Below are 21,307 nucleotides of genomic sequence, written 5' to 3' on the forward strand. Positions count from 1 at the left end.
GTCGCTTCGGGCGGGCGCGTCAGCGCACCACGAACACCGAAGCCTTTGCCTGCTTGGCCATGGCGCCGCCATGCGACGGCCAGATGTGCCAGAATTGGTCGACGAAGCCCGGCTCGTGCGAGGCCATGACGACCAGATCGGCATTGGTCTCCTCGACCGCCTCGAGCAGGCTCTTGTCCAGGTCGGTCGCCGGATCGTGGCTGACGACGACATGCGCGGTCACCTGCTGGCCATGCGACTTGCCCTGCTCGTCGGCGAACTGCTGCAGCTTCTGCTCGTATTCCTGCGGATTGTGTCCGCCCGGACCCGGTGTGGCGGCAGTCACGCTGATGTATGTCACATCGGCGCCATAAAGCTTGGCCATGTCGGCGGCGACATTGATGGCTTTGTCAAGCTTGTCGGTATGTGCCAGATCCACCGGCACGGCGATTTTCTTGTACAACTTGCCCTCCCGTCTTGTTTTGTGCTGCGCGCCGCCGCTCCGGCGGACACACGTTGCCGATTGTGACCGTCGGTCACAGGCAAAATCATCCCCGGTGCGCAATGATGAGGCGCAATTGGGACAAACCGGCTCGCTTTTCGGGGCGTCCCGTTCCGGATGCGCACAGCGCGGGGACGCACGTAACCGCCCCGATGCGACAGGACGCCCCGGGCGGATGCTCAAAGGGCTAGCGCGTCGCCGGCACCGGCGCAACCGCGCGCCTGCCCAAAAATTGGGCAATGCTTCGACTTGCATAGAAATTCCAAGGCCCTAAGCTGACCGGATGGCAGCGAACGGTTTCCAGCCATTCGACGAGATGACCGGCCGGGGCGACGGGGTCCGCTCGCCCTATTTCGCCTACGACAGCTGGTTCGAGGCCGAGGATCCGGCCCGTCTCAAGCGCAAGGCGGCCGAGGCGGAGACCTTCTTCCGCCGCATGGGCATCACCTTCAACGTCTATGGCGACGAGGAGGCGACCGAGCGGCTGATCCCGTTCGATGTGGTGCCGCGCATCCTCTCGGGGCGCGAATGGGCGCGCCTGTCGCGCGGCATCGAACAGCGCGTCAAGGCGATCAACGCGTTCCTGCACGACATCTATCACCGCCAGGAAATCCTGCGCGCCGGTCGCGTTCCGGTCGATCTGATCGCCAGCAACGACGCGTTCCTGCCGCAGATGATCGGCGTCGCCCCGCCCGGCAACGTCTACACCCACATCGTCGGCACGGATCTGGTGCGCACCGGAGAGGACGAATTCTACGTCCTCGAGGACAATGCGCGCACGCCCTCGGGCGTCAGCTACATGCTGGAGAACCGCGAGACCATGCTGAACATGTTCCCCGAACTGTTCTCCATGTTCGCGGTGCAGCCCGTGAGCACCTATCCGCGCGATCTGCGCCGTTCGCTGTCGGCCTGCGCGCCGCCCGGCCACGACGCCGGCAGTTCCCCGGTGATCGCCGTGCTGACGCCGGGCATCCACAACTCGGCCTATTACGAGCATGCCTTTCTGGCCGACCAGATGGGCGCCGAACTGGTCGAGGGGCACGATCTGCGCGTCGTCGACGGCCGCGTGGCGATGCGCACCACGCGCGGCTATCAGCCGATCGACGTCATCTACCGGCGCGTCGACGACGATTTCCTCGATCCGCTCAACTTCAATCCCGAATCGATGCTGGGCGTGCCGGGCATCCTCGACGTCTATCGCGCCGGCAACATCACGATTGCCAACGCGCCCGGCACCGGCATCGCCGACGACAAGGCGATCTATTCCTACATGCCCGAGATCGTCGAGTTCTACACCGGCGAGAAGGCGATCCTGAAGAACGTGCCCACCTGGCGCTGCTCGGAGAAGGACGCGCTCGCCTACGTGCTCGACCATCTCGACGAACTCGTCGTCAAGGAGGTGCACGGTTCGGGCGGCTACGGCATGCTGGTCGGGCCGGCCGCCTCGAAGAAGGAGATCGCCGCCTTCCGCAAGAAGCTCGAGGCGCGGCCCGGCAACTATATCGCCCAGCCGACATTGTCCCTTTCGACGGTGCCGATCCTGACCAAGGCGGGACTGGCGCCGCGTCATGTCGATCTGCGACCGTTCGTTCTGGTCTCGCCCGATGCGATCAAGATCACGCCGGGCGGGCTCACGCGGGTCGCGCTGAAGAAGGGATCGCTCGTTGTCAATTCGAGCCAGGGCGGCGGCACCAAGGACACGTGGGTGCTCGATGAGTAGGCGCCCCGGTGCCGACTGCGGGAGCGCGCGCTGATGCTGGGCAAGACCGCCGGCGGCATATTCTGGATGTTCCGGTATCTGGAGCGGTCCGAGAACACGGCCCGTCTCGTCGATGCCGGGTTCCGGCTGGCGCTGACGCGCTCGACCGCCGCCGAAAAGGAGTGGGAATCGGTGGTCGTCACCGCCGGCGTCCGCGACGGCTATCTGGCCCGCCACGAGACCTTCGAGGCGAGCACGGTGATCGATTATCTGCTGCGCGACCGGACCAACCCGTCGAGCGTGCTGTCGGTGATCAGCGGTGCGCGCGACAATGGCCGGCTTGTGCGCACCGCGCTGACGCGCGAGGTCTGGGAAGCGGTGAACGAGTGCTGGCTGACCCTTTCGGACGCGCTGTCCCGGCCCGTCCGCGACCGCGACCTGCCGGCCGTGCTCGCCGCGATCCGCCAGCAGAGCGCGCTGGTGCGCGGCGCGCTGCACGGCACCATGCTGCGCAACGAGATCTTCAACTTCGCCCGGCTCGGCACCTTTCTCGAACGCGCCGACAACACCGCGCGCATTCTCGACGTCAAATACTACGTGCTGCTGCCGTCCCTGTCGCTCGTCGGCTCCTCGCTCGACAACGTCCAGTGGGAGACGATCCTGCGCTCGGTCTCGGCGCACCAGGCCTTTCGCTGGGTCACCAAGGGCGAGCCGACGCCGCGCGCCATCGCCCACTTCCTGATCCTCGACCAGCGGGTGCCGCGCAGCCTGGCCTTCTGCTGCGCCAAGGTCAGCGGCAATCTGGGCTATCTGGAAGCCGATTACGGCCACCGGCCGCAATCGCATACCATGGCCGATGCCTGCTACCACCGGTTCGACAACCGGGCGATCGACGAGATCTTCGACGACGGGCTGCACGAATTCCTTGCCGGCTTCATCGCCGACAACCAGGCGCTCGGCGCGCAGATCGAAAGGGACTACCGCTTCCATGAGTGAACCATGCGCCTGACGATCTCGCACACCACCCGCTACCGCTACGACCGGCCGGCCAGCCATGCCCTTCAGCAGGTGCGGCTGACGCCCAAGTCGCGCGCCGGCCAGAGCGTGCTTGAATGGGAGACCGAGGTCACCGGCGGCCAGAAGCAGCTCGCCTATGACGACCAGCACAACAACCATGTCGAACTGGTCACCTTCGATCCGGGCGCCACCGAGATCGTCATCGCTTCGCACGGCGTGGTGGAATCGACCAACGGCACAGGCATCGTCGGCCCGCATGGCGGCTTCGCGCCGCTGTGGTATTTCCGGCGCGCGACGCCGCTGACCCGGCCCGGACCGGCCCTGCGCCGGCTGGCGCGGGAGCTGGCGCGGGCCGGCGAGAGCGACGATGTGCAGAACCTGCACGCGCTGATGAGCACGATCGAGCAGGCCGTGCGTTACGATCCCGGCAACACCGATTCGGGCACCACCGCCGAGGAGGCGGTCGAGGCCGGCCACGGCGTCTGCCAGGACCATGCGCACATCTTCATCACCATGGCCCGCGTGCTTGGCTATCCGGCGCGCTACGTGTCGGGCTATCTGATGATGAACGACCGGGTCGAGCAGGACGCCACCCACGCCTGGGCCGAGGCCCATATCGAAGGCCTTGGCTGGGTCGGTTTCGACGTCTCCAACTCCATTTCGCCGGATGAACGCTATGTGCGCGTCGCCACGGGCCTCGACTATCGCGAGGCCGCGCCCATTTCCGGTCTTCTGGTCGGCGCCGGAACCGAGGATATGGCGGTCACGTTGCAAGTGCAGCAATAATCACAACACAAAGCGATTCGGGGACCCGTCCATGACCTATTGCGTCGGCTTGAGCCTCAACAGGGGGCTGGTCTTCATGTCCGACACGCGCACCAATGCCGGCGTCGACAACATATCCGTGTTCAAGAAGATGTTCACCTGGCAGCAGCGCGGCGAACGGGCGATCGTCCTGATGACCGCCGGCAATCTGGCGACCACGCAGGCCGTCGTCAGCCTGCTCGACGAGCGCTCCAAGGCGCCCGGCGAACGCCATCCGACGATCCTCGAGGCGCCATCCATGTTCCAGGTCGCGCGCATGGTCGGCGAGACGCTGCGCGAGGTGGTGCAGGGTTCCTCGCCGAGCGGGCAGGCGGCCGATGCCGCCTTCAGCGCCAACATCATCGTCGGCGGCCAGATCAAGGGGTCCGAGCCGCGCCTGTTCCTGGTCTACCCGGAAGGCAATTTCGTCGAGGCGAGCGCCGACACGCCGTTCTTCCAGGTCGGCGAGACCAAGTATGGCCGGCCGATCCTGGTGCGCGCCTACAATCCCGACATGGGCTTTGAGGACGCCATCAAGCTGCTGCTGGTGTCGTTCGATTCGACCATCAAGGCCAACCTGTCGGTCGGCCTGCCGCTCGACTACCAGATCTACGAGCGCGACACGTTCGAGCTGGGCCCCTGGGGCCGGATCGAGAACAACGACCGCTACTTCGCCGAGATCTCCGAAGGCTGGAGCGAGGCGCTGCGCAACGCCTTCCATTCGCTGCCGAACTTCACCTTGGACGGCCGCTAGAGTAGTCAGCCTCGCCGTTCACCATTTGGCAACGCTTTTCCTTGTCTTGCGCGCATCGTTGCGATTAACTCCGGCCACGGACGCCCGGGGCGGCCGCGTCGATGTGCGGCGCCGGGCCGACGCGTTCAAAAAGGGAGTTAGTTCAATATGAAAAAGACGCTTCTCGCCGCAGCCAGCTTTCTGGCCCTGACGGCAGCCGCGCAGGCCGAAGACGTGAAGATGGGCATCATTCTGGGCTTCACCGGCCCGATCGAATCGCTGACGCCCGACATGGCGGCCGGCGCCGAGATGGCCATCGCCGAAGTCAACGAATCCGGCAACTTCCTCGACGGCATGACCATCGAGCCGGTGCGTGCCGACTCCACCTGTGTGGACGCCGCCGCCGCCTCGGCCGCCGCCGAGCGCCTGATCACCTCCGACAATGTCGTCTCGATCATGGGCGCCGACTGTTCGGGCGTGACCACCGCGGTCGCCAACAACGTCGCCATCCCCAACGGTGTCGTGATGATCTCGCCGTCGGCAACCTCGCCGGCGCTCACCGACATCGAGGACAACGGCCTGTTCTTCCGCACCGCACCGTCCGACGCCCGCCAGGGCGAGGTGCTCGCCGAAGTCGTGATGGATGCCGGTGTCAACTCGATCGCCATCACCTACACCAACAACGACTACGGCAAGGGTCTGGCAGACTCCTTCCAGTCCGCCTTCGAAGGCATGGGTGGCGAAGTGACGATCAGCGCCGCGCATGAAGACGGCCGTGGCGACTATTCGGCCGAAGTGGGCGCGCTGGCCTCGGCCGGCGGCGATGCGCTCGCCGTGCTGGGCTATGTCGACCAGGGCGGTCGCGGCATCATGGAAGGCGCCATCGACACCGGCGCATTCGACACTTTCTATCTCGGTGACGGCATGATCGGCGACTCGCTGCTCGATCTGCCCGGTCTGGGCGACGTGAACGTGGTCGGCACCGCACCGGGCGCCGAGGGCGACTTCGTCGACACGTTCAACCAGATGTTCTCCGAACAGGTCGGCGACGGTTCCGGTCCCTATCGCGGCGAAAGCTACGATGCGGCGGCGCTGATGATCATGGCCATGCAGAAGGCCGGCGCGGCCGACCGCGGCGCCATCGCGGGCAACATCATGGATCTCGCCAACGCGCCCGGCGAGGAAATCGGCCCGGGCGAACTCGGCAAGGCGCTCGAGATGATCGCCAACGGCGAAGACATCGACTATGTCGGCGCGACCAATGTCGAGTTCACCGAGGTCGGCGAAGCGGCCGGTACCTACCGCGTGCTCGAGATCGCCGACGGCGAATGGAACACGATGGAAGTCAAGTAAGCGCACGCTTGCCTGACTTCGCTTCGATCCGGACCCCGGCGCGGCCACCGCGCCGGGGTTCTATTTGTCGAGCATCATGAAACCCTTCCTGATCCTGCAGCTTCGGCCCGAGACCGATGCCTCGGACGGCGAATATGAGGCGTTCCTGCAAAAGGGCGGGCTCGAGGCCGGCCACACGCACCGCATCCGGCTCGACAGCGAACCGGTGCCGGCCGACCTCGATCTGGACAGCTATTCGGGCGTGATCGTCGGCGGCGGGCCCGGCTGCGTCTCCGATCCGCCCGAAAAGAAGTCGCCGACTGACCGCCGCATCGAGGAGGCGATCTTCGCCCTGATGCCGCAGATCACCGGCCGCGACATCCCGTTCATGGGCTGCTGCTACGGCATCGGCATTCTGGCGAGGCACCTGGGTGCCGAGGTCGGCAAGCAGCGCTATGGCGAACCGATCGGCGCGGTCGCTTGCGAGCGCACCACCGAGGGCCGCCACGATCCGTTGCTCGCCGCATTGCCCGACCGGTTCGACGCCTTCGTCGGCCACAAGGAGGCGGTGCAGGAACTGCCGGAAGGATGCGTGCATCTTCTCGCCTCGGACCCGTGCCCGTTCCAGATGATCCGCTACGGCCGCAACGTCTACGCCACCCAGTTCCATCCCGAGGCCGACGCGGCGGTGTTCGAGCAGCGCATCCGCATCTACCGCGATCACGGCTATTTCAACCCCGCCGACGCGGACCGGCTGATCGCCGATTGTCACGCGCAGTCGGTCGACATGCCCGAGCGCATCCTGCGCGGCTTCGTTCAGGCCTATCGCGGCCGGTGAGGGGTCATGCCGCCGCCCGCCGGCGCTTGGCCGCATCGGCGTAGATCAGCCCGTAGATGCTGGCGGCGACGAGCGAGAAGGTCGCGATCTGGTAGCCGGCGACGGGCTCGCCCAGCAACGTGACGGCAAGCACCATCGTCAGCGCCGGCCAAGGCACCGTGATCGAACTTGCGAGCGACACGTCGATCGATCTGACCGCGTAGAACCACAGAACCAGTTCGAGATAGTAGGCGAGCCCCATCGCCAGCGCGTGCGCCTGGAAGCGGAGATCGCCGAAGCCGGCGGCCACCGACCCCGCGCCTTCTGCGAAAACGAGCACGAGGCCGAGCGCCAGGGCCGAGATCGCCACGCGGAAGAAGGTCACCTGCGCGGGGGTGATCGGCGTGGCGCCGAGTTCCTCCTTGATGATCACGTGCGCGACGCTCCACAGGAGCGGCACGCTCAGCGCGAACAGGAACCACAGTGAAAGGCCCTCGATCCGCCACGTGCCGCCGGTGCCGAGATAGACGAGCGCGCCGAGCAGCACGGCGGTGAAGGCCAGTTCGACCGCGTTCTTGCGCCGGCCCAGGAACAGCGTCTCCCAGGCGATGGCGAACAGCGGGTAGGAGACGATGGCGATCGCCGCGCTCACCGCGCCGGCCTTTTCGACGGCGAGCACGTAGCAATAGGTGGAAAGGCCGAACATCAGGCTGGTCGTGATGACCGTCGCCGCCATGCGCCGCCTCAGGCGGGGCGACAGGTTCGCCCCGAAGATGCCGCGGTTGGCCGAACCGAGTTCGTACAGCAGCAGCGGCAGCGAGAAGACCAGTTGCCACACCGACAGGAAGAACGCGAAGCCGAGCGCGCTTGTGCCCGCCGGTCGGCTGTCGGCGATGACGGGCATCACGCCCAAGATGACGAGGCAGGCGAGGGCGAGCCCCACACCCGTTCGCGGATCGGCGGCGGCCATCGGACGCTCCGGTTCTTTCGAGGCGTCATGATCGGCCGCGCGGACGGGCCGGAGCAACGACGAACTTGTCCCGGTGACAGGACTTTCTTGTCACCGGGACAATCGGAAACGCGCCGTCGTCACGCCGCTCTAGCGGCGGATGAAGCTCTGGTAGATGTAGCCGCGCTGGCCCTCGTAGACGACAGCGCACCAGCCCTCGCAGTCGGCCTCGGCACCGATTTCGGCGCCGCCGGGAACGACGGTCAGGATCTCGGCGTCGTTGTCCGGGCCGGCCCGCATGTTCACCCATGCGTTGGCAAAGGCCCGCGGCAGCGGCACATCGTCGGAAATCGCCGCCTCGAACGGATCATCCGCCTGCGGCGGCAGTTCGAAATAGGCCGCGCCGGCCGCCGACAGCCGTTCCTCGATCGCCAGCGCCTCGGCCTCGGTCTCGGCGACCTCGATCTCGCCGCCGGGCTCCGTGCCGGCGGGTTCGGCGGGCTGGTCCGCCGCCGCGCGGGCGAGGGCTTCGTCCGGCTGCGCGGGCGCATCGGCCTGTGGGGCCGGTTCGCCGAACCGCGCGGCGAGCGACTGCGTGTCCGTCAGGGTGCGGGTCGCCGGCGCCGTGTCGGTCGCGGCATCCGTCGTCGCGGCGGTCTCGGTCGCCGCAGACGGCTCGGTCGGAGACGAAGCCGGCTCTTCGGGCGTCGGGTCGGCGGCCGCCGTCCGCGCCGGTTCGGCCGCCTGTGTTTCGACGGTGTCGGGTTCGGTCGCCGCAACCGACGTCGCCGGTGCGGCCTGCTCGGTCTGTTCGGCCGGAGCCGTCGCCAGTTTCGGCTCTCCGTCGCCGGCGGTCAGCATGGCGGCTGCGCCGATCAGCGAGCCGGCGGCGAGTGCCACCGCCGTGAACGTGGCGAGACGCGCCGTGCCCCGGCCGACCGGTCGGTCGCGCGGCTCCGTCATCATGATGCCCCGAGAAGCGTGGTCTTGACGCATGTGTTCAAACTCCCTGCATCAGCGTTCGCCCCTCTCCTGGCCGGGGCTTGTGCAGGGCAAATTTGTCAAAGCGCGGGCAGCGCCATCACTTTGCTGCAGTGAGGACGCGAGGTCGGTGAGGCGGGCTCGCGCCGGTCAGCTGTGGCGGACCTTTTCGGGCAGGATGCCCTTGGGCGAAAAGCGCAGGAAGACCAGCAGCACGAAGCCCATCACGAACAGCCGGAACGGGGCGGCGATGTCCTGAAGATGCTGGTAGAGATCGGTGGTCGGATCCATGTTCGCGGTGATCTGCGCGACGATGAAGCTTCCCGCCGGCTCGGCCTGCACCCAGGTGAACCAGATCAGGAACCCGCCGAGCACGGCGCCCAGATTGTTGCCCGAGCCGCCGACGATCACCATCACCCAGATCAGGAAGGTGAAGCGCAGCGGATTGTAGGTGCCGGGGGTGAACTGGCCGTCGAGCGTGGTCATCATCGCGCCGGCGATGCCGATGATCGCCGAGCCCAGGATGAACGTCTGAAGATGCCGGCGCGTGACGTCCTTGCCCATCGCGGCCGCCGCTTCCTCATTGTCGCGGATGGCGCGCATCATCCGGCCCCAGGGCGAATTGAGCGCCCGCACGCACAGCGCAAGGATGATCAGAAGCACGATCGTGAACAGGCCGGCATAGGCGATGTCGACGAAATAGCCGGAGAACTCGGTGATGAACTGGCTCTTGGCGCTCTCGCGCGCGGCGGGATCGGAGATCGCCGCGAGCGGGCCGGCATAGACGCGCTCGACCAGATCGGCGAACCAGGCCTCCTGCTGCAGCTCGATCTCGTAGGGGACCGGACGCGGCAGGCCGGTGACGTTCTTGACCCCGCGCGCCAGCCAGTCCTCGTTCTTCAGCACGAACACGACGATCTCGGAGATGCCGAGCGTGGCGATGGCGAGGTAGTCGGTGCGCAGGCCGAGCGCGACCTTGCCGATGATCCAGGCGACGGCGGCGGCGACGACGCCGCCGGCCAGCCACGAGAAGACCACCGGCAGGCCCAGCCCGCCGATGAAGCCCGTGCGCGCCGGATCGACCGACTCGATCGCGCCGACCGCGCCGCCGAAGACGGGCCGCAGCGCGAAATAGCCGGCGACCACGGTCGCAAAGATCAGGAACGAGCGCAGGCGTCCGCGCGTCGCCGAACGCAGGAAGACGATCGTCGCCACGATCGCCAGCACGATCAGCAGCGAAAGACCGAGCCCGCGCCCGCCGACCGACCACGCCTCCATCACCGGCGGGTGCGAAACGATGACGACGGAGACCCCGCCGAGCGCGGCAAACCCCATCACGCCGGCGTTGAACAGGCCCGCATAACCCCATTGCAGGTTCAGCCCCATCGCCATCAGCGCCGAGACCAGGCTCATGTTCAGGATCGTCAGCGCCACGGCCGGCGACTGGAACATGCCCGTCGCGATCAGCGCCGCGCCCATGAAGGCGAACGCGATCGGCGCCCGCCATGGCGAGGTGCGCCGTTCGACGATGGCGTGGACCGGTGTCTCGGTCTCTTCGGCCTGGGTCGGCGGTGCGCGGTCGATGGTCGCGTCGGTCATTTGATCACGGCTCCCCGGAAGATGCCGGTCGGCCGGATCAGCAGCACGACCACCAGGATGATGAAGGAGACGGCGAACTTGTAGTCGGTGCCCAGAAGCTGGACGAGCCCGTCCGGCGCCAGGTTCTCGGGCAGGAGATGGCCCAGGAACCGCTTGTAGGCATAGGTCAGCATGACCTCGGAGAAGGCGACGATGTAGCCGCCCACCACCGCGCCGATCGGCTGGCCGATGCCGCCGACGATCGCCGCCGCAAAGATCGGCAGCAGCAGCTGCAGATAGGTGAACGGCCTGAACCCCTTGTCGAGCCCGTAGAGCGCCCCGGCGATCGTCGCCAGCGTGGCGGCGATGATCCAGGTGATCAGCACGACGCGGTCCGGGTTGATGCCCGACAGGAGCGCCAGATCCTCATTGTCCGAATAGGCGCGCATCGCCTTGCCGGTGCGCGACCGACGCAGGAAGATGAACAGGATCGTCACCGTGACGATCGCGACGACGACGGTCAGCGCCTGCGTGGTCTGGATCGCCAGCCCCTCGTCGAGGCCTGTCATCTCGCGGAAGTCGCGCGCGCTGATCAGGAAGCGCTCGCCGTCGGTAAAGCGCCGGTCGTCGGTGCCCATGATGAAGCGCACGATCGCCGACAGCATGAACATCACGCCGACCGAGGCGATCACGAGCACGACCGGCGCCGAGCGCCGCTTGCGGTAGAAGGTGAACACCGTGCGGTCGATGACGATGGCGGCGATCGCGGTCACGATGATCGCCGGCACGAAGGCGATCAGCGCGGTCGGCAGCGGGCCGGCGTTGATTCCATTGGCCTGCAGCGCCCAGGTGCCAAGGATCACCATGGTCGTGCCGAACGCCATCAGGTCGCCATGGGAGAAGTTGGCGAACCGCAAGATGCCGAAGACGAGAGTGACGCCGAGCGCGCCGAGCGCGAGCTGGCTGCCATAGGCGAGCGCCGGCACGAACACGAAGTTCGTCATCAGCACCAGCGCGTTGAGGATGTCGACCGTTTCCGGAAACATCGTGGTCAGCCTCCCAGAAACGATTTGCGCACTTCGGCATTGGCGAGCAGTTCCTCGCCCGTGCCCTCGCGCCAGTTGACCCCGCCGACCAGCACGTAGCCCCGGTCGGCGATCTCCAGCGCCTGGCGCGCGTTCTGCTCGACCATCAGCACCGCAAGGCCGGTGTCGCGCACCTCGATGATCCGGTCGAACAGTTCGCCCATGACGATCGGCGAGACGCCGGCGGTGGGCTCGTCGAGCATCAGCACGGACGGTCGCGTCATCAGCGCCCGGCCGACGGCGACCTGCTGGCGCTGGCCGCCCGACAACTCGCCCGCGTTCTGGCGGCGCTTTTCCTTCAGGATCGGGAACAGTTCGAACACCTGCTCCATGGTGGGGCGGATGTCGTCGCGGCGCAGATAGGCGCCCATTTCGAGGTTTTCCTGCACGCTCATGCCGGTGAAGACATTGCTGGTCTGCGGCACGAAGGCGATGCCCTCGCCGACGCGCGCCTGCGGCGTCAGCGCCGTGATGTCCTTGCCGTCGAGCTTCACCGCGCCCTTGCGGATGGCGAGCATGCCCAGCATCGCCTTCATGGCGGTCGACTTGCCGGCGCCGTTCGGGCCGACGATCACCGCGATCTCGCCCTTGTCGACGCCGATCGTACAGTCCTTGATGATGTCGGCGCCGCCATAGCCGCCGGTCATGTTCTCGCCGACCAGGAACATCAGGCCTCGTCTCCGGCTTCGGCGGCGACAAGGCGCGGCTTGCGCGGCGCGTTCTTGAGCCCGCGTCCAAGATAGGCCTCGATGACCTGCTCGTTGTTGCGCACCTCGTCGGCCGAGCCCTCGGCCAGCACGGTGCCCTCGGCCATCACGATCACCGGATCGCAGAGCCGGCCGATGAAGTCCATGTCATGCTCGATCATGCAGAACGTGTAGCCGCGCTCGCGGTTGAGGCGGATGATCGCGTCGCCGATCTCGTTGAGCAGCGTCCGGTTGACGCCGGCGCCGACCTCGTCGAGCAGCACGACCTTGGCGTCGACCATCATGGTGCGGCCCAGTTCGACCAGCTTCTTCTGCCCGCCCGACAGGTTGCCGGCCAGTTCCTGGGTCAGATGGGTCAGGTTGAGGAACTCGATCACCTCCATCGCCCGGTCGCGGATCGCCTTTTCCTGCTGGCGCACCTCGCCCCAGGAGAACCATGCGTTCATCAGGTTCTCGCCGGCCTGCTCGCCCGGCACCATCATCAGGTTCTCCAGAACCGTCAGCGTCGAGAATTCGTGCGCGATCTGGAAGGTGCGCAGAAGGCCCTTTTCGAACAGCTCGTGCGGGGCAAGGCCGGTCACGTCGTCGCCGTCGAGCAGGATGCGGCCGCTGGTCGGCTTGAGGTTGCCGGCGATGATGTTGAACAGGGTCGTCTTGCCGGCGCCGTTCGGTCCGATCAGGCCGGTGATCGAACCCTTGGCGATCCGCAGCGACGCGTTCTCGACGGCGTGCACGCCGCCGAACTGCTTGTAGACGGATTCAACTGTGATCATGCCGTGATACGCCCGGCCCCTGAGATACAATTGCTACAATGTGCCGACAATTGGCGCGCTTGTGCAATGGCTGTTCTGGTGCGTCAAGCGGGTTCGGCCGGCGGTGCGGTGCGATCGGCGCCGCCGCGCGCGGCCAGCGCTTCCTCGGCGGCGACCGCCCGGCCATAGGCGGGGCGGGCCAGGACGCGCTCGAAATAGGCGGCGACGCGTTCGCTGTCGATCGGGAACCGGGCATACATCGCCCAGCGTCCGCAATGGCCAAGAACCACGTCGACGCAGGTGAACCGGTCGCCCATCGCGTATTCGTTGTCGCCCAGGCGCCGGTGCAAGGTCTTGAGTTCGCGTTCGAATTCCCGCGAAAGCCAGGGTCCGACATCGAGCCGCATCTCTTCGGGCAGCAGAATGCGGTGCTTGATCTTGGTCCACATCACCGCCTCGAACTCGGACAGCGCGAACAGCATCCAGCTTTCCATCAGCGCCCGTTCGCGCGCATCGCGCGGACCGAAACCGGCCTCGGCATGCTTGTCGGCGAGATAAAGGCAGATCGCCGCGCTGTCGGTCAGAACGAAACCGTCGTCCACAAGCACCGGGCCCTTGTTGGACGGCGAAAGGCCGACAAGGTCGCGGCTGCCCAGGCGGGCATGGACGAGCTCATAGGGCGCGCCGATCTCCTCGAGCATCCAGGTGACCCGCGTCATCCGCGAGATCGGCGAACCGTGAACGAGGTAGCTCATCGGCCAAGCTCGATGGCGCGGTCGCGCGCCGCCCGGACCGCCTCTTCGAGAAGGGCTGCAAGCCCGTCCGGCCGCATCAGCACGCCGAGCGCCGCCGCGGTCGTGCCGTTCGGGCTCGTCACCTGCTCGCGCAGCGTGCCCGGGTCCTCGCCGCTCTGGTGGGCATAGCGCGCCGCGCCGTGCACGGTCTGCAGCGCCAGCCGGCCGGCGATGTCGTCGGGCAGGCCGACCGCCTTGCCCGCCTCGGTCAGCGCCTCGATCAGGTGGAACACGTAGGCCGGCCCCGAGCCGGACACGGCGGTGACCGCGTCCATCAGCGCCTCGTCCCCGATTTCGGTGACCTCGCCGCTCGCCGCCATCAGCCGCTCGACCGTCTTGCGCTGGCGGTCGGTGACATGGGCGTTGGCGCACATCACCATGGCGCCTTCGCCGACCGCCGCGGGCGTGTTCGGCATGACCCGGATCACCGGCGCGCCCGGCGCCAGTTCCCGCTCGAAACGGGCGATCGGAACGCCGGCGGCGACCGAGACGAAGGTCGTCCCGCGGCCGGGCTGCGAAAAGCGCAGATAGTCGCCGATCACGTCGCCGATCACCTGCGGCTTGACCGCGAAGATGACGATGTCGGGCATCAGATCGCCGGGCAGGGCGGCGGCCGTCGAATAGGTGTTCACGCCCTGGCCGTCGGCCCGCAGCAGCAGCGCGTCGAGCGGCTCGACGACATGGACGTCCTGCGGCTTGAGCGTGCCGGTCGCCAGCCATCCGCGCAGCATGGCGAACCCCATATTGCCGCATCCGGCCAGCACAACGCTTGTCGGCTGAGAAATCAAACCTGTCCCCGTGATCATCGCTCCGGCGGGAAACTGCACCGGGCGCGGGGCGAACGCAAGGCTGCCGGCCCGCCGGTCAGGACCGCAGCGGCATCCGCGCGCACAGCCTCAGGCCGGCCAGTGCCATGATCATCGTCAGCCAGATCGGATCGGCGCGGCGGAAGAAGAAGCTTTCGAGCGCCGCCGTCAGCACGGCGAAGACGATCACCATGAAGAAGAAGTCGGCGAGCGGCCCGTTGCCGGTCTGCCGGCCGGCCCGGACATAGTCGATCGCCGGGGCGAACACGGTCAGCCAGATCAGCATGAACAGGCCCGGCAGGCCGAAGAACAGCACGATGTCGAAGAAGCCGTTGTGCCCGTGCACGATGCCGCGCGGGTCCCAGGCGCGGTCGAAGGGCTGCTCGGTGGCGAGCAGCAGCGGCGTGCCCCAGAAACCGTCGAAACCGAACCCGGTCCACGGCCGGGCGAGCACATAGTCGCCGGCGAAGTCCCAGATCGCGGTGCGGCCGGTGAAGGTCGTCGTCTCCGAGAAGGTGCGCAAGACCGCGTCGAAGGCCGGCACGAACACCGTGCCGACGGTCAGCGCGTGGGCGCCGGCGATCGCGACGACCGCGCCGATCGCGGCCACAAGGCGCAGGCCGAAGAGCGCCGGCACGAGAACGATCGCGACGACGAGCGGGGCCAGCGCCAGCGCGGTCTTCGAGCCGGCGTTGAAGGCGAACAGGAAGGCCAGCGCGGCGATCAGCGTGCCCGCCGCGAAATGGCGCCGCCGCATCAGGAAGATGCCGCCGAAGCCGATCATGATCATCACCGGCCCGGCGATGTTCTTGTGAAAGAAGACGCCGCGCCAGAGCCCGGCATGCTGCGCCTCGAGGTCGAAGGCCTGGTGGATGGACGAGACCGGATCGACGACCAGCCCGCCATAGCAGAGCGCCAGCAGCACGAGCGAAACGGTCTTCAGCGCCGTCTCGAAATCGCGCGCGGTCGCCGGAAGCAGCGTCACGGCGCCCGCCAGCGCGGTGACGATCAGCGAGAAGGCGACCGACCGCCAGACCCCGTCGGCCTCTCCGGTGAAGGCGGACAGACCGACAATCGCGAACATGGCGAGCCAGCCGACCGACACGAACCGTGCGATCAGCCGGCGGTCGACCAGCGTCATCACGGTCGCAAGCACGACCGCCGCCATCGCCGAATAGCCGATCTGGCTGATCAGCATCCCCTCGCGGGCGAAATCGGTCTCGCCGCCCTCCGACACGCCGCCCGCGCCGAACGGGCGCAGCGAAATCCACATCAGGGCGAGAACGGCCATCGCCACCAGGAGCCGCAGCGCCTCCGGCGTGATCGCGAAGCCGGCCGCGCGCCGCTCAGTCGGCAGGGTTGCGGTATTGCTCATTGGCATAGCCGAATTCGGAAAGAAGGCGCCCGGCCGCCACATGGACCGGGTAGAGCGCGTTGAGGACCACCCCGCCACGCGCCAGACCGGCGGCCGCACGCAGCGGCGAAGCCGCCAGCAGCGCCAGCGTGCGCGCGATGGTCACGAGGCGCCCGAAACGCTGGCCGGCCCGGCGGCGGTGCTCGATCAGCGCCGAGAGCTGGCCGTTGCGCAGCGACCGCTTCCGGATCCAGTCGCGACTGACGCGGTTTTCCGGAACCGTCTCGTGCACGCCCGCCTCGGCGCACCAGGCCTGCGCGAAGCCTTTGCTGCGCGCGCGCGACAAAAAGTCCGCGTCGCCACCGCCGGTGAAGTTGAAGACCGGGTCCAGAAAGGGCTGGTCCATCGTCTCCAGCACGTCGCGCCGGATCAGGAGGTTTCCCGATGAAAAGAGCGCCGGCACCGGCCCGGTCGCCCGGTAGTGCGGCACGAACACCGGATGCCGGGTCCAGCCGGGGCGGGGGCGACCCTCGAAGACCGGCCATTGCGGCCCGCCGACCAGCGCGCACTCATGGGCCTGCGACGTCGCCACCATCGTCTCGATCCAGTCGGCCGGGGCGATCTCGTCATCGTCGATCACGGCCAGATAGCGCAGATTGGCGAACCGCGTAAGCGCCGTGAACCAGCCGGCATTGTAGGCATGACAGTTGCCGCGCCGGTGGGCGACGATCACCAGTCCCGAATAGCGACCCTCGGCGAATTTCGGCCCGCAGGCGGCCGCGCCCGCGCGCTCGTCGGCCTCGTTCTCGATGACGATGACGGCGATGCGGCGCGCGGTTTGCTGCGCGGCCAGGCTGTCGAGCGTGCGCAGCAGGTGCTCGGGCCGGCGGAAGGTCGGAACGGTGACGACGATTTCGACCGCATCGGGATCGAGACCGGGCGTCTGCGCGACGAGCGAGATCTGATCGGCCAGTCCATGTTTCATATGAGGGGGCCCGGTGGGGTGTCCTCGGCAGCCGACCACAAAGCCGTTAAGGAACGGTTCACCATCTCCATCTCAATCCGGCACAAAAGGTTAAACGGACCTTAACCGGTCTGCCGCTATCGATCCGGCGGTCCGTGAACGGTTTTCATTCATGCATCTTGTCTTCGCGTCCTCCCTGGTCCCGTCCGGGCCGCCCGCCAGCGGCTTCGAGATCGCCAACGCGGCGATCGTGGACGGACTGCGCAGGGCGGGCGCGCGGGTGAGCCATCTGGGCTTTCAATGGCCCGGTTCGACGCTGACCGAACCGGACGAAACGATCAGCCTTGGCGCCATCGACCCGCGCACCGACACCGCGTCGACCGGCCGCAAGCTCGCATGGCTCTTTGCGGCGGTGCGCGCCGGCCTGCCGTTCGCGGCCGCCAAGCTGCGCATCGTCGACGACCGGCGCGTCGAACGCGCGCTCGACGAGGCCGGGCCGGTCGACGCCGTCATTATCAACGGCACCGGCATGGGCGGCGCGTTCGAGCGGGTGCTCACCGGCCGGCCCTACCTCTATGTCGCGCACAATGTCGAGCACGCCACCGCCGCCGAGGCGGCCAGGCACGCGACGGGGCCGTTCGGGCGCGCCATGTATGCGCGCGAGGCAAGGCTTCTGCGGTCTCTGGAGACGCGTCTGGTGCGCGGCGCCGCGCAGACCTTCACGCTGACCGAGGAGGATCGCGCCGAACTCGGCCTTGCGGGCGGCGACCGCGCGCGCGTGCTGCCGCTGGTGATGCCGCGATCCGCCGGGACGCCCGGACCCAGGGTGCCGGCCTTCGATATCGGCATGATCGGCACGTGGACGTGGGCGCCCAACCGGATCGGGCTGGAATGGTTCCTGCAGTCGGTCCTGCCGCAGCTGCCCGAAACCGTCACGGTCGCGATCGCGGGCCAGCTTCCGGCCGGCTTTCCGCGGCGCGACAAGCGCGTGCGGTTCCTGGGGCGGGTGATCGACGCCGCCCAGTTCCTGCGCCAGTGCCGCGTGGTCGCGCTGACCGCGCGCGCCGGCACCGGCGTCCAGCTCAAGACGATCGAGACCTTCGAGGCGGGCCTTCCCGCCGTCGCCACGCCTTCCTCGGTGCGCGGGATCGCCGACATTCCGGCCAACGCGCGCGTCGTCGACGAGCCCGCCGCGTTCGCGAGAGCACTTGCCGACCATGTCGTGGCGCATCGGACGGGAGCGCTCGCCGATGCCGATGGCGACGCGTTCCGTGCCGGCCAGATGGCGCGGATGGATGCCGCGATCGCCGACGCGCTCGCCGGCATCGGTGCAGCGGTTAACCGCGATGACAATCGTGAGTTTTCCGAGCGGCCCGATTAGGGCAAAACGAAGCAGCGTCAGGACCATATGACAATGACAGACATCGCTGCTACCGATACGGGCTGCGCCGGCGCCGACAAGCGCGACATTCTCGGTGTCGACGTCTGCGACATCACGCGCGGCGAGGCGATCGAGCGGCTGCACGGCGAGATCGCCCGGGGCGTGCACCGGCGCGTCGCCTTTCTCAACGCCCACAGTGCCAACATCGCCGCCACCGACGCCGAGTTCCGGCGGACGCTGTCGCGTTTCGTCGTCCTGTCGGACGGCATCGGCGTCGATCTGGCGGCCCTGATGCTCTACGGGCGGCATTTCCGCGCCAATCTGAACGGCACCGATTTTGTGCCGGCGCTGCTGGCCGGCGCATCCGGTCCGCTTCGCGTCGCGCTCTTCGGGGCGACACCGGGCACCGCCGAACGGGCGGCCGCCGCCTTCGCCGCGATCGACGACCGGCACGAATACCGCGCGCTGGCGCACGGCTACATCGACGCCCAAGAGCAGGGCCGCATGCTCGATGCGCTCGCCGAATGGCGGCCCGACATCCTGCTGGTCGCGCTCGGCGTGCCGGCGCAGGAGAAGTGGATCGTCCGGAACATCGCGCCGAACCATTGCACGCTGGCGCTTGGCGTCGGCGCCCTGTTCGACTTCGTTGCGGGCTCGGTGCCGCGCGCGCCCGACTGGGTCCGCCGCGTCCGCATGGAATGGGTCTACCGGCTGCTGCTCGAGCCACGCCGGCTGTGGCGACGCTACCTGCTCGGCAACCCGCTCTTCCTGGCCCGGATCGTCCGCCAGAAGGCCGGACACCGGCCGTGGGACGAGGACCGCGCATGACGCCGAAGAACGCGATCGTCACCGCCTCCTACGCGCCCGACTTCGAGCGCTGCGCGATCCTGTGCGAGACGATCGACCGGCACGTGACCGGCCATTCGTGCCACTATCTGCTCGTCGACACGGTCGACGCGCCCCTGTTCCGCCGGCTGGAGGGGCCCGGTCGACGGGTCATCACCGAGACCGAGCTGCTGCCGGCCTGGCTCCGCCGCATGCCGACCGCGCTGTCGCCGGGGGGGCGTCGCGTCTGGGTCAGCCCGTTCACGCTGCCGCTGCACGGATGGCACGTCCAGCAGATCAAGCGCATCGCGGTCGCCGCCCTGCTCGACGATGACGGCCTGCTGTTCTGCGATTCCGATACCGCCTTCGTGCGCGACTACGACCTGTCGGACATGTGGGTCGGCGACCGCGTGCGCCTTTTCCGGCGCGAGCACGGCGCGCGCGAAACACCCGTCGCCGATCACATGCGCTGGGTGGAGCACGCCGGCCGCACGCTCGGCATCGCCGAGGCCGACCGCAACGACCATGACTATGTCAGCCAGTTCGTCACCTGGCGCCGCCGCACCGTGCTGGACATGTGCGACCATATCGAGCGCCTGCACGGCCGGCACTGGGTCTCGGTGCTCGGCCGTTCGCGCAAGTTCTCCGAATGCATGATCTACGGCGCCTATGTGGACTGCATCCTGGGCGGCGCCGGCCATGTCGTCGCCGACCGTCCCTATGGCGCGGTGCGCTGGTTCGATCCGGCCCCGACCGACGCCGAACTCGACGCGATGATCGCCGGCCTCGAGCCCTATCAGGTCGGCATCGGGGTGCAGGCATTCGTCGACATGGAGCCCGAACGGTTCCGCGCCGCCGTGCTCGGAAGGCGCGCCAGGGCCGCCTGAGGCTAGACGCGCAGCGCCGGCCGGGCCATCGCCCGATAGGTCACCGCGAACGAGACCGCATAGAGCAGCGCGAAGACCGCATTGACCCAGACGAACCAGACCGACGGTTCCAGCCCGCGCGTCAGCAGCACGGCCATCAGGCCGGCCTTGAGCGACCCGATCACGGCGTAAAGGACAAGGCGCGTCACGGTCTGGCCGCGGCCGTAGAGCAGTTCGGACTGGTATTCGATCAGGTTGCGCAGGGCGGGCACGAACAGCACTGCGATCAGCAATGGCGCGGCCTGGGCGACATTGTCGCCAAGGATGTCCGGCTTGAACGAGAAGACGACCGCCATCGCGGCCAGGCCGAGCGTCGAGAGCACGAAGATGCCGGCCTCGAAGCCGGCGCGCATGCGCACGCTGTCGAGCATCTGCGGCCGCCGCATCAGGCGCTGGGCGAGCATCATCGAGAAGGTGCGCACGGGCATCGCCGTGAGGTCGACGAGGCGCATGACGATCGCATAGAGGCCGGCCGCCGTCGGGCCGGCGAGCGAGAGCACGATCAGCTTGTCGAGTTCGTTCTGCAGGTAGAACAGGATCTCGGCGCCGCTGACCGACAGCGCGTCGCGAATGCGCCGGCCGAACAGGCGCAGCGGCAGGCGCAGCCGCAGCCGCGGATAGAACAGGGCCACGGCGACGAGCGCCATCGCGCCCTGCGAGACGAAGTAGATCTGCGCCCAGCCGGCCAGGTCTGGCGCCGGCGACAGCGCCAGGGCCAGCGCCGCCAGCGCCTTGACCGAAAAGCCGAACACGATGATCAGCGAGGCCCGCCCGAACCGCTCAAGCCCCTTGTTGACGTTGATCACCACCTCGAGCGTCCGCCAGAACAGGACCTCGGTGGCGACGATCAGCGCGAACGCCACAAGCGTCATCGCGTCCGCGAACAGCGCCGCGTGGACCGCCCAGCCGATCAGCGCGACGAGCGGCAGCGACGCGGCGACGGCGGCGATGTAGCCGCCCGTATAGGCGCCGATCAGGTGCGGCTTGACCGTTGCGATCCGGTAGAGTGGCGACAGGAAACCGAAGCCGGACAGGCGCGACAGCACGATGCCGACCGACGAGGCGGTCGCGAACAGGCCGAATTCGGCGATCGTCAGCGTGTTGGCGACGAGGTAGAAATAAAGGAGCTGGATGAACACGCGGGCGCCGTCGCCCGAAAAGGCGCGCGCATATTTGCCCGCAAGCTGCGCGGCGGTTTCCGGGCTCCGGTGCGCCAGGGTCGGCGCGCTGTTCAGACTGGCCTGTTTCACGCGCCGATCATGCCTTGCAACGCTTAAGATCGCGTTTTCCGGCGCGCGGAGTCCGGCGCGGCCCTTCGGTTG

The 21,307-nt window shown here is 67.8% G+C and carries 21 protein-coding genes; 9 read left to right on the forward strand and 12 right to left on the reverse strand.

Features of this window, described 5'->3' with window-relative positions; all coding sequences use genetic code 11:
* Positions 1 to 19: 19 nt before the first annotated feature.
* Complete coding sequence (locus E0E05_RS17615; RefSeq protein ID WP_131615279.1) at positions 20 to 442, reverse strand: universal stress protein; 423 nt, start codon at positions 440 to 442, stop codon at positions 20 to 22.
* Positions 443 to 764: 322 nt separating this feature from the next.
* Between E0E05_RS17615 and E0E05_RS02515 the strand changes: the two genes are divergently transcribed.
* The 6 genes from E0E05_RS02515 (at position 765) to E0E05_RS02540 (ending at position 6,904) form a co-directional block, all read left to right on the forward strand.
* Entirely contained in the window at positions 765 to 2,201 is a 1,437-nt protein-coding gene (locus E0E05_RS02515) for a circularly permuted type 2 ATP-grasp protein (protein ID WP_131615280.1), read from the forward strand.
* 33 nt (positions 2,202 to 2,234) lie between these two features.
* The gene (locus tag E0E05_RS02520; RefSeq protein WP_131615281.1) at positions 2,235 to 3,176 is read left to right on the forward strand and encodes an alpha-E domain-containing protein; all 942 of its coding nucleotides are present in this window, start codon (positions 2,235 to 2,237) and stop codon (positions 3,174 to 3,176) included.
* Between the two features lie 3 nt (positions 3,177 to 3,179).
* Positions 3,180 to 3,983 (forward strand): transglutaminase family protein, encoded by an 804-nt coding sequence (locus tag E0E05_RS02525; protein ID WP_131615282.1) that lies wholly within the window; start codon positions 3,180 to 3,182, stop codon positions 3,981 to 3,983.
* Between the two features lie 31 nt (positions 3,984 to 4,014).
* The gene (locus E0E05_RS02530; protein ID WP_131615283.1) at positions 4,015 to 4,755 is read left to right on the forward strand and encodes a proteasome-type protease; all 741 of its coding nucleotides are present in this window, start codon (positions 4,015 to 4,017) and stop codon (positions 4,753 to 4,755) included.
* A gap of 147 nt (positions 4,756 to 4,902) precedes the next feature.
* A complete protein-coding gene (locus E0E05_RS02535) occupies positions 4,903 to 6,087 on the forward strand; it encodes an ABC transporter substrate-binding protein (protein ID WP_131615284.1) in 1,185 nt (394 codons plus the stop codon).
* Positions 6,088 to 6,163: 76 nt separating this feature from the next.
* The gene (locus E0E05_RS02540; RefSeq protein WP_131615285.1) at positions 6,164 to 6,904 is read left to right on the forward strand and encodes a glutamine amidotransferase; all 741 of its coding nucleotides are present in this window, start codon (positions 6,164 to 6,166) and stop codon (positions 6,902 to 6,904) included.
* Positions 6,905 to 6,908: 4 nt separating this feature from the next.
* Here E0E05_RS02540 and E0E05_RS02545 read toward each other — a convergent pair whose 3' ends face one another.
* The 10 genes from E0E05_RS02545 to E0E05_RS02590 form a co-directional block, all read right to left on the reverse strand.
* Entirely contained in the window at positions 6,909 to 7,853 is a 945-nt protein-coding gene (locus E0E05_RS02545) for a DMT family transporter (RefSeq protein WP_131615286.1), read from the reverse strand.
* A gap of 129 nt (positions 7,854 to 7,982) precedes the next feature.
* The gene (locus E0E05_RS02550; RefSeq protein ID WP_158629254.1) at positions 7,983 to 8,795 is read right to left on the reverse strand and encodes an SH3 domain-containing protein; all 813 of its coding nucleotides are present in this window, start codon (positions 8,793 to 8,795) and stop codon (positions 7,983 to 7,985) included.
* Between the two features lie 168 nt (positions 8,796 to 8,963).
* Positions 8,964 to 10,412: a branched-chain amino acid ABC transporter permease gene (locus E0E05_RS02555; protein ID WP_244597886.1), complete on the reverse strand. Its 1,449-nt coding sequence runs from the start codon at positions 10,410 to 10,412 to the stop codon at positions 8,964 to 8,966.
* Complete coding sequence (locus tag E0E05_RS02560) at positions 10,409 to 11,437, reverse strand: branched-chain amino acid ABC transporter permease (RefSeq protein ID WP_131615288.1); 1,029 nt, start codon at positions 11,435 to 11,437, stop codon at positions 10,409 to 10,411. Before E0E05_RS02560 ends, E0E05_RS02555 begins: the two co-directional genes overlap by 4 nt.
* Positions 11,438 to 11,442: 5 nt before the next feature.
* A complete protein-coding gene (locus E0E05_RS02565; protein ID WP_131615289.1) occupies positions 11,443 to 12,144 on the reverse strand; it encodes an ABC transporter ATP-binding protein in 702 nt (233 codons plus the stop codon).
* Complete coding sequence (locus E0E05_RS02570; protein WP_131615290.1) at positions 12,144 to 12,956, reverse strand: ABC transporter ATP-binding protein; 813 nt, start codon at positions 12,954 to 12,956, stop codon at positions 12,144 to 12,146. The genes E0E05_RS02565 and E0E05_RS02570 overlap by 1 nt, the downstream gene beginning before the upstream one ends.
* 83 nt (positions 12,957 to 13,039) lie before the next feature.
* Positions 13,040 to 13,690 (reverse strand): glutathione S-transferase family protein, encoded by a 651-nt coding sequence (locus tag E0E05_RS02575; RefSeq protein WP_131615291.1) that lies wholly within the window; start codon positions 13,688 to 13,690, stop codon positions 13,040 to 13,042.
* Positions 13,687 to 14,460 (reverse strand): pyrroline-5-carboxylate reductase, encoded by a 774-nt coding sequence (gene proC / locus E0E05_RS02580; RefSeq protein ID WP_244597888.1) that lies wholly within the window; start codon positions 14,458 to 14,460, stop codon positions 13,687 to 13,689. Before proC ends, E0E05_RS02575 begins: the two co-directional genes overlap by 4 nt.
* Before the next feature lie 133 nt (positions 14,461 to 14,593).
* Positions 14,594 to 15,910, reverse strand: a complete 1,317-nt coding sequence (locus E0E05_RS02585; RefSeq protein ID WP_158629255.1) for an O-antigen ligase family protein — start codon at positions 15,908 to 15,910, stop codon at positions 14,594 to 14,596.
* Positions 15,882 to 16,874: a glycosyltransferase family 2 protein gene (locus E0E05_RS02590; RefSeq protein WP_131615294.1), complete on the reverse strand. Its 993-nt coding sequence runs from the start codon at positions 16,872 to 16,874 to the stop codon at positions 15,882 to 15,884. The genes E0E05_RS02585 and E0E05_RS02590 overlap by 29 nt, the downstream gene beginning before the upstream one ends.
* Before the next feature lie 151 nt (positions 16,875 to 17,025).
* Here E0E05_RS02590 and E0E05_RS02595 point away from each other — a divergent pair, with 151 nt between their 5' ends.
* Genes E0E05_RS02595 through E0E05_RS02605 form a run of 3 tightly spaced genes read left to right on the forward strand, consistent with a single transcriptional unit; the run spans position 17,026 to position 19,946 of the window.
* A complete protein-coding gene (locus tag E0E05_RS02595) occupies positions 17,026 to 18,234 on the forward strand; it encodes a glycosyltransferase (protein WP_131615295.1) in 1,209 nt (402 codons plus the stop codon).
* Positions 18,235 to 18,267: 33 nt separating this feature from the next.
* Positions 18,268 to 19,062 (forward strand): WecB/TagA/CpsF family glycosyltransferase, encoded by a 795-nt coding sequence (locus E0E05_RS02600; protein WP_131615296.1) that lies wholly within the window; start codon positions 18,268 to 18,270, stop codon positions 19,060 to 19,062.
* Positions 19,059 to 19,946: a DUF6492 family protein gene (locus E0E05_RS02605; protein WP_131615297.1), complete on the forward strand. Its 888-nt coding sequence runs from the start codon at positions 19,059 to 19,061 to the stop codon at positions 19,944 to 19,946. Before E0E05_RS02600 ends, E0E05_RS02605 begins: the two co-directional genes overlap by 4 nt.
* Positions 19,947 to 19,948: 2 nt before the next feature.
* Here the strand turns inward: E0E05_RS02605 and E0E05_RS02610 are convergent, their stop codons facing one another.
* Complete coding sequence (locus tag E0E05_RS02610) at positions 19,949 to 21,235, reverse strand: lipopolysaccharide biosynthesis protein (RefSeq protein WP_244597890.1); 1,287 nt, start codon at positions 21,233 to 21,235, stop codon at positions 19,949 to 19,951.
* Between the last annotated feature and the right edge of the window lie 72 nt (positions 21,236 to 21,307).

Origin of the sequence: Roseitalea porphyridii (assembly GCF_004331955.1) — a bacterium.
Taxonomy (GTDB): domain Bacteria; phylum Pseudomonadota; class Alphaproteobacteria; order Rhizobiales; family Rhizobiaceae; genus Roseitalea; species Roseitalea porphyridii.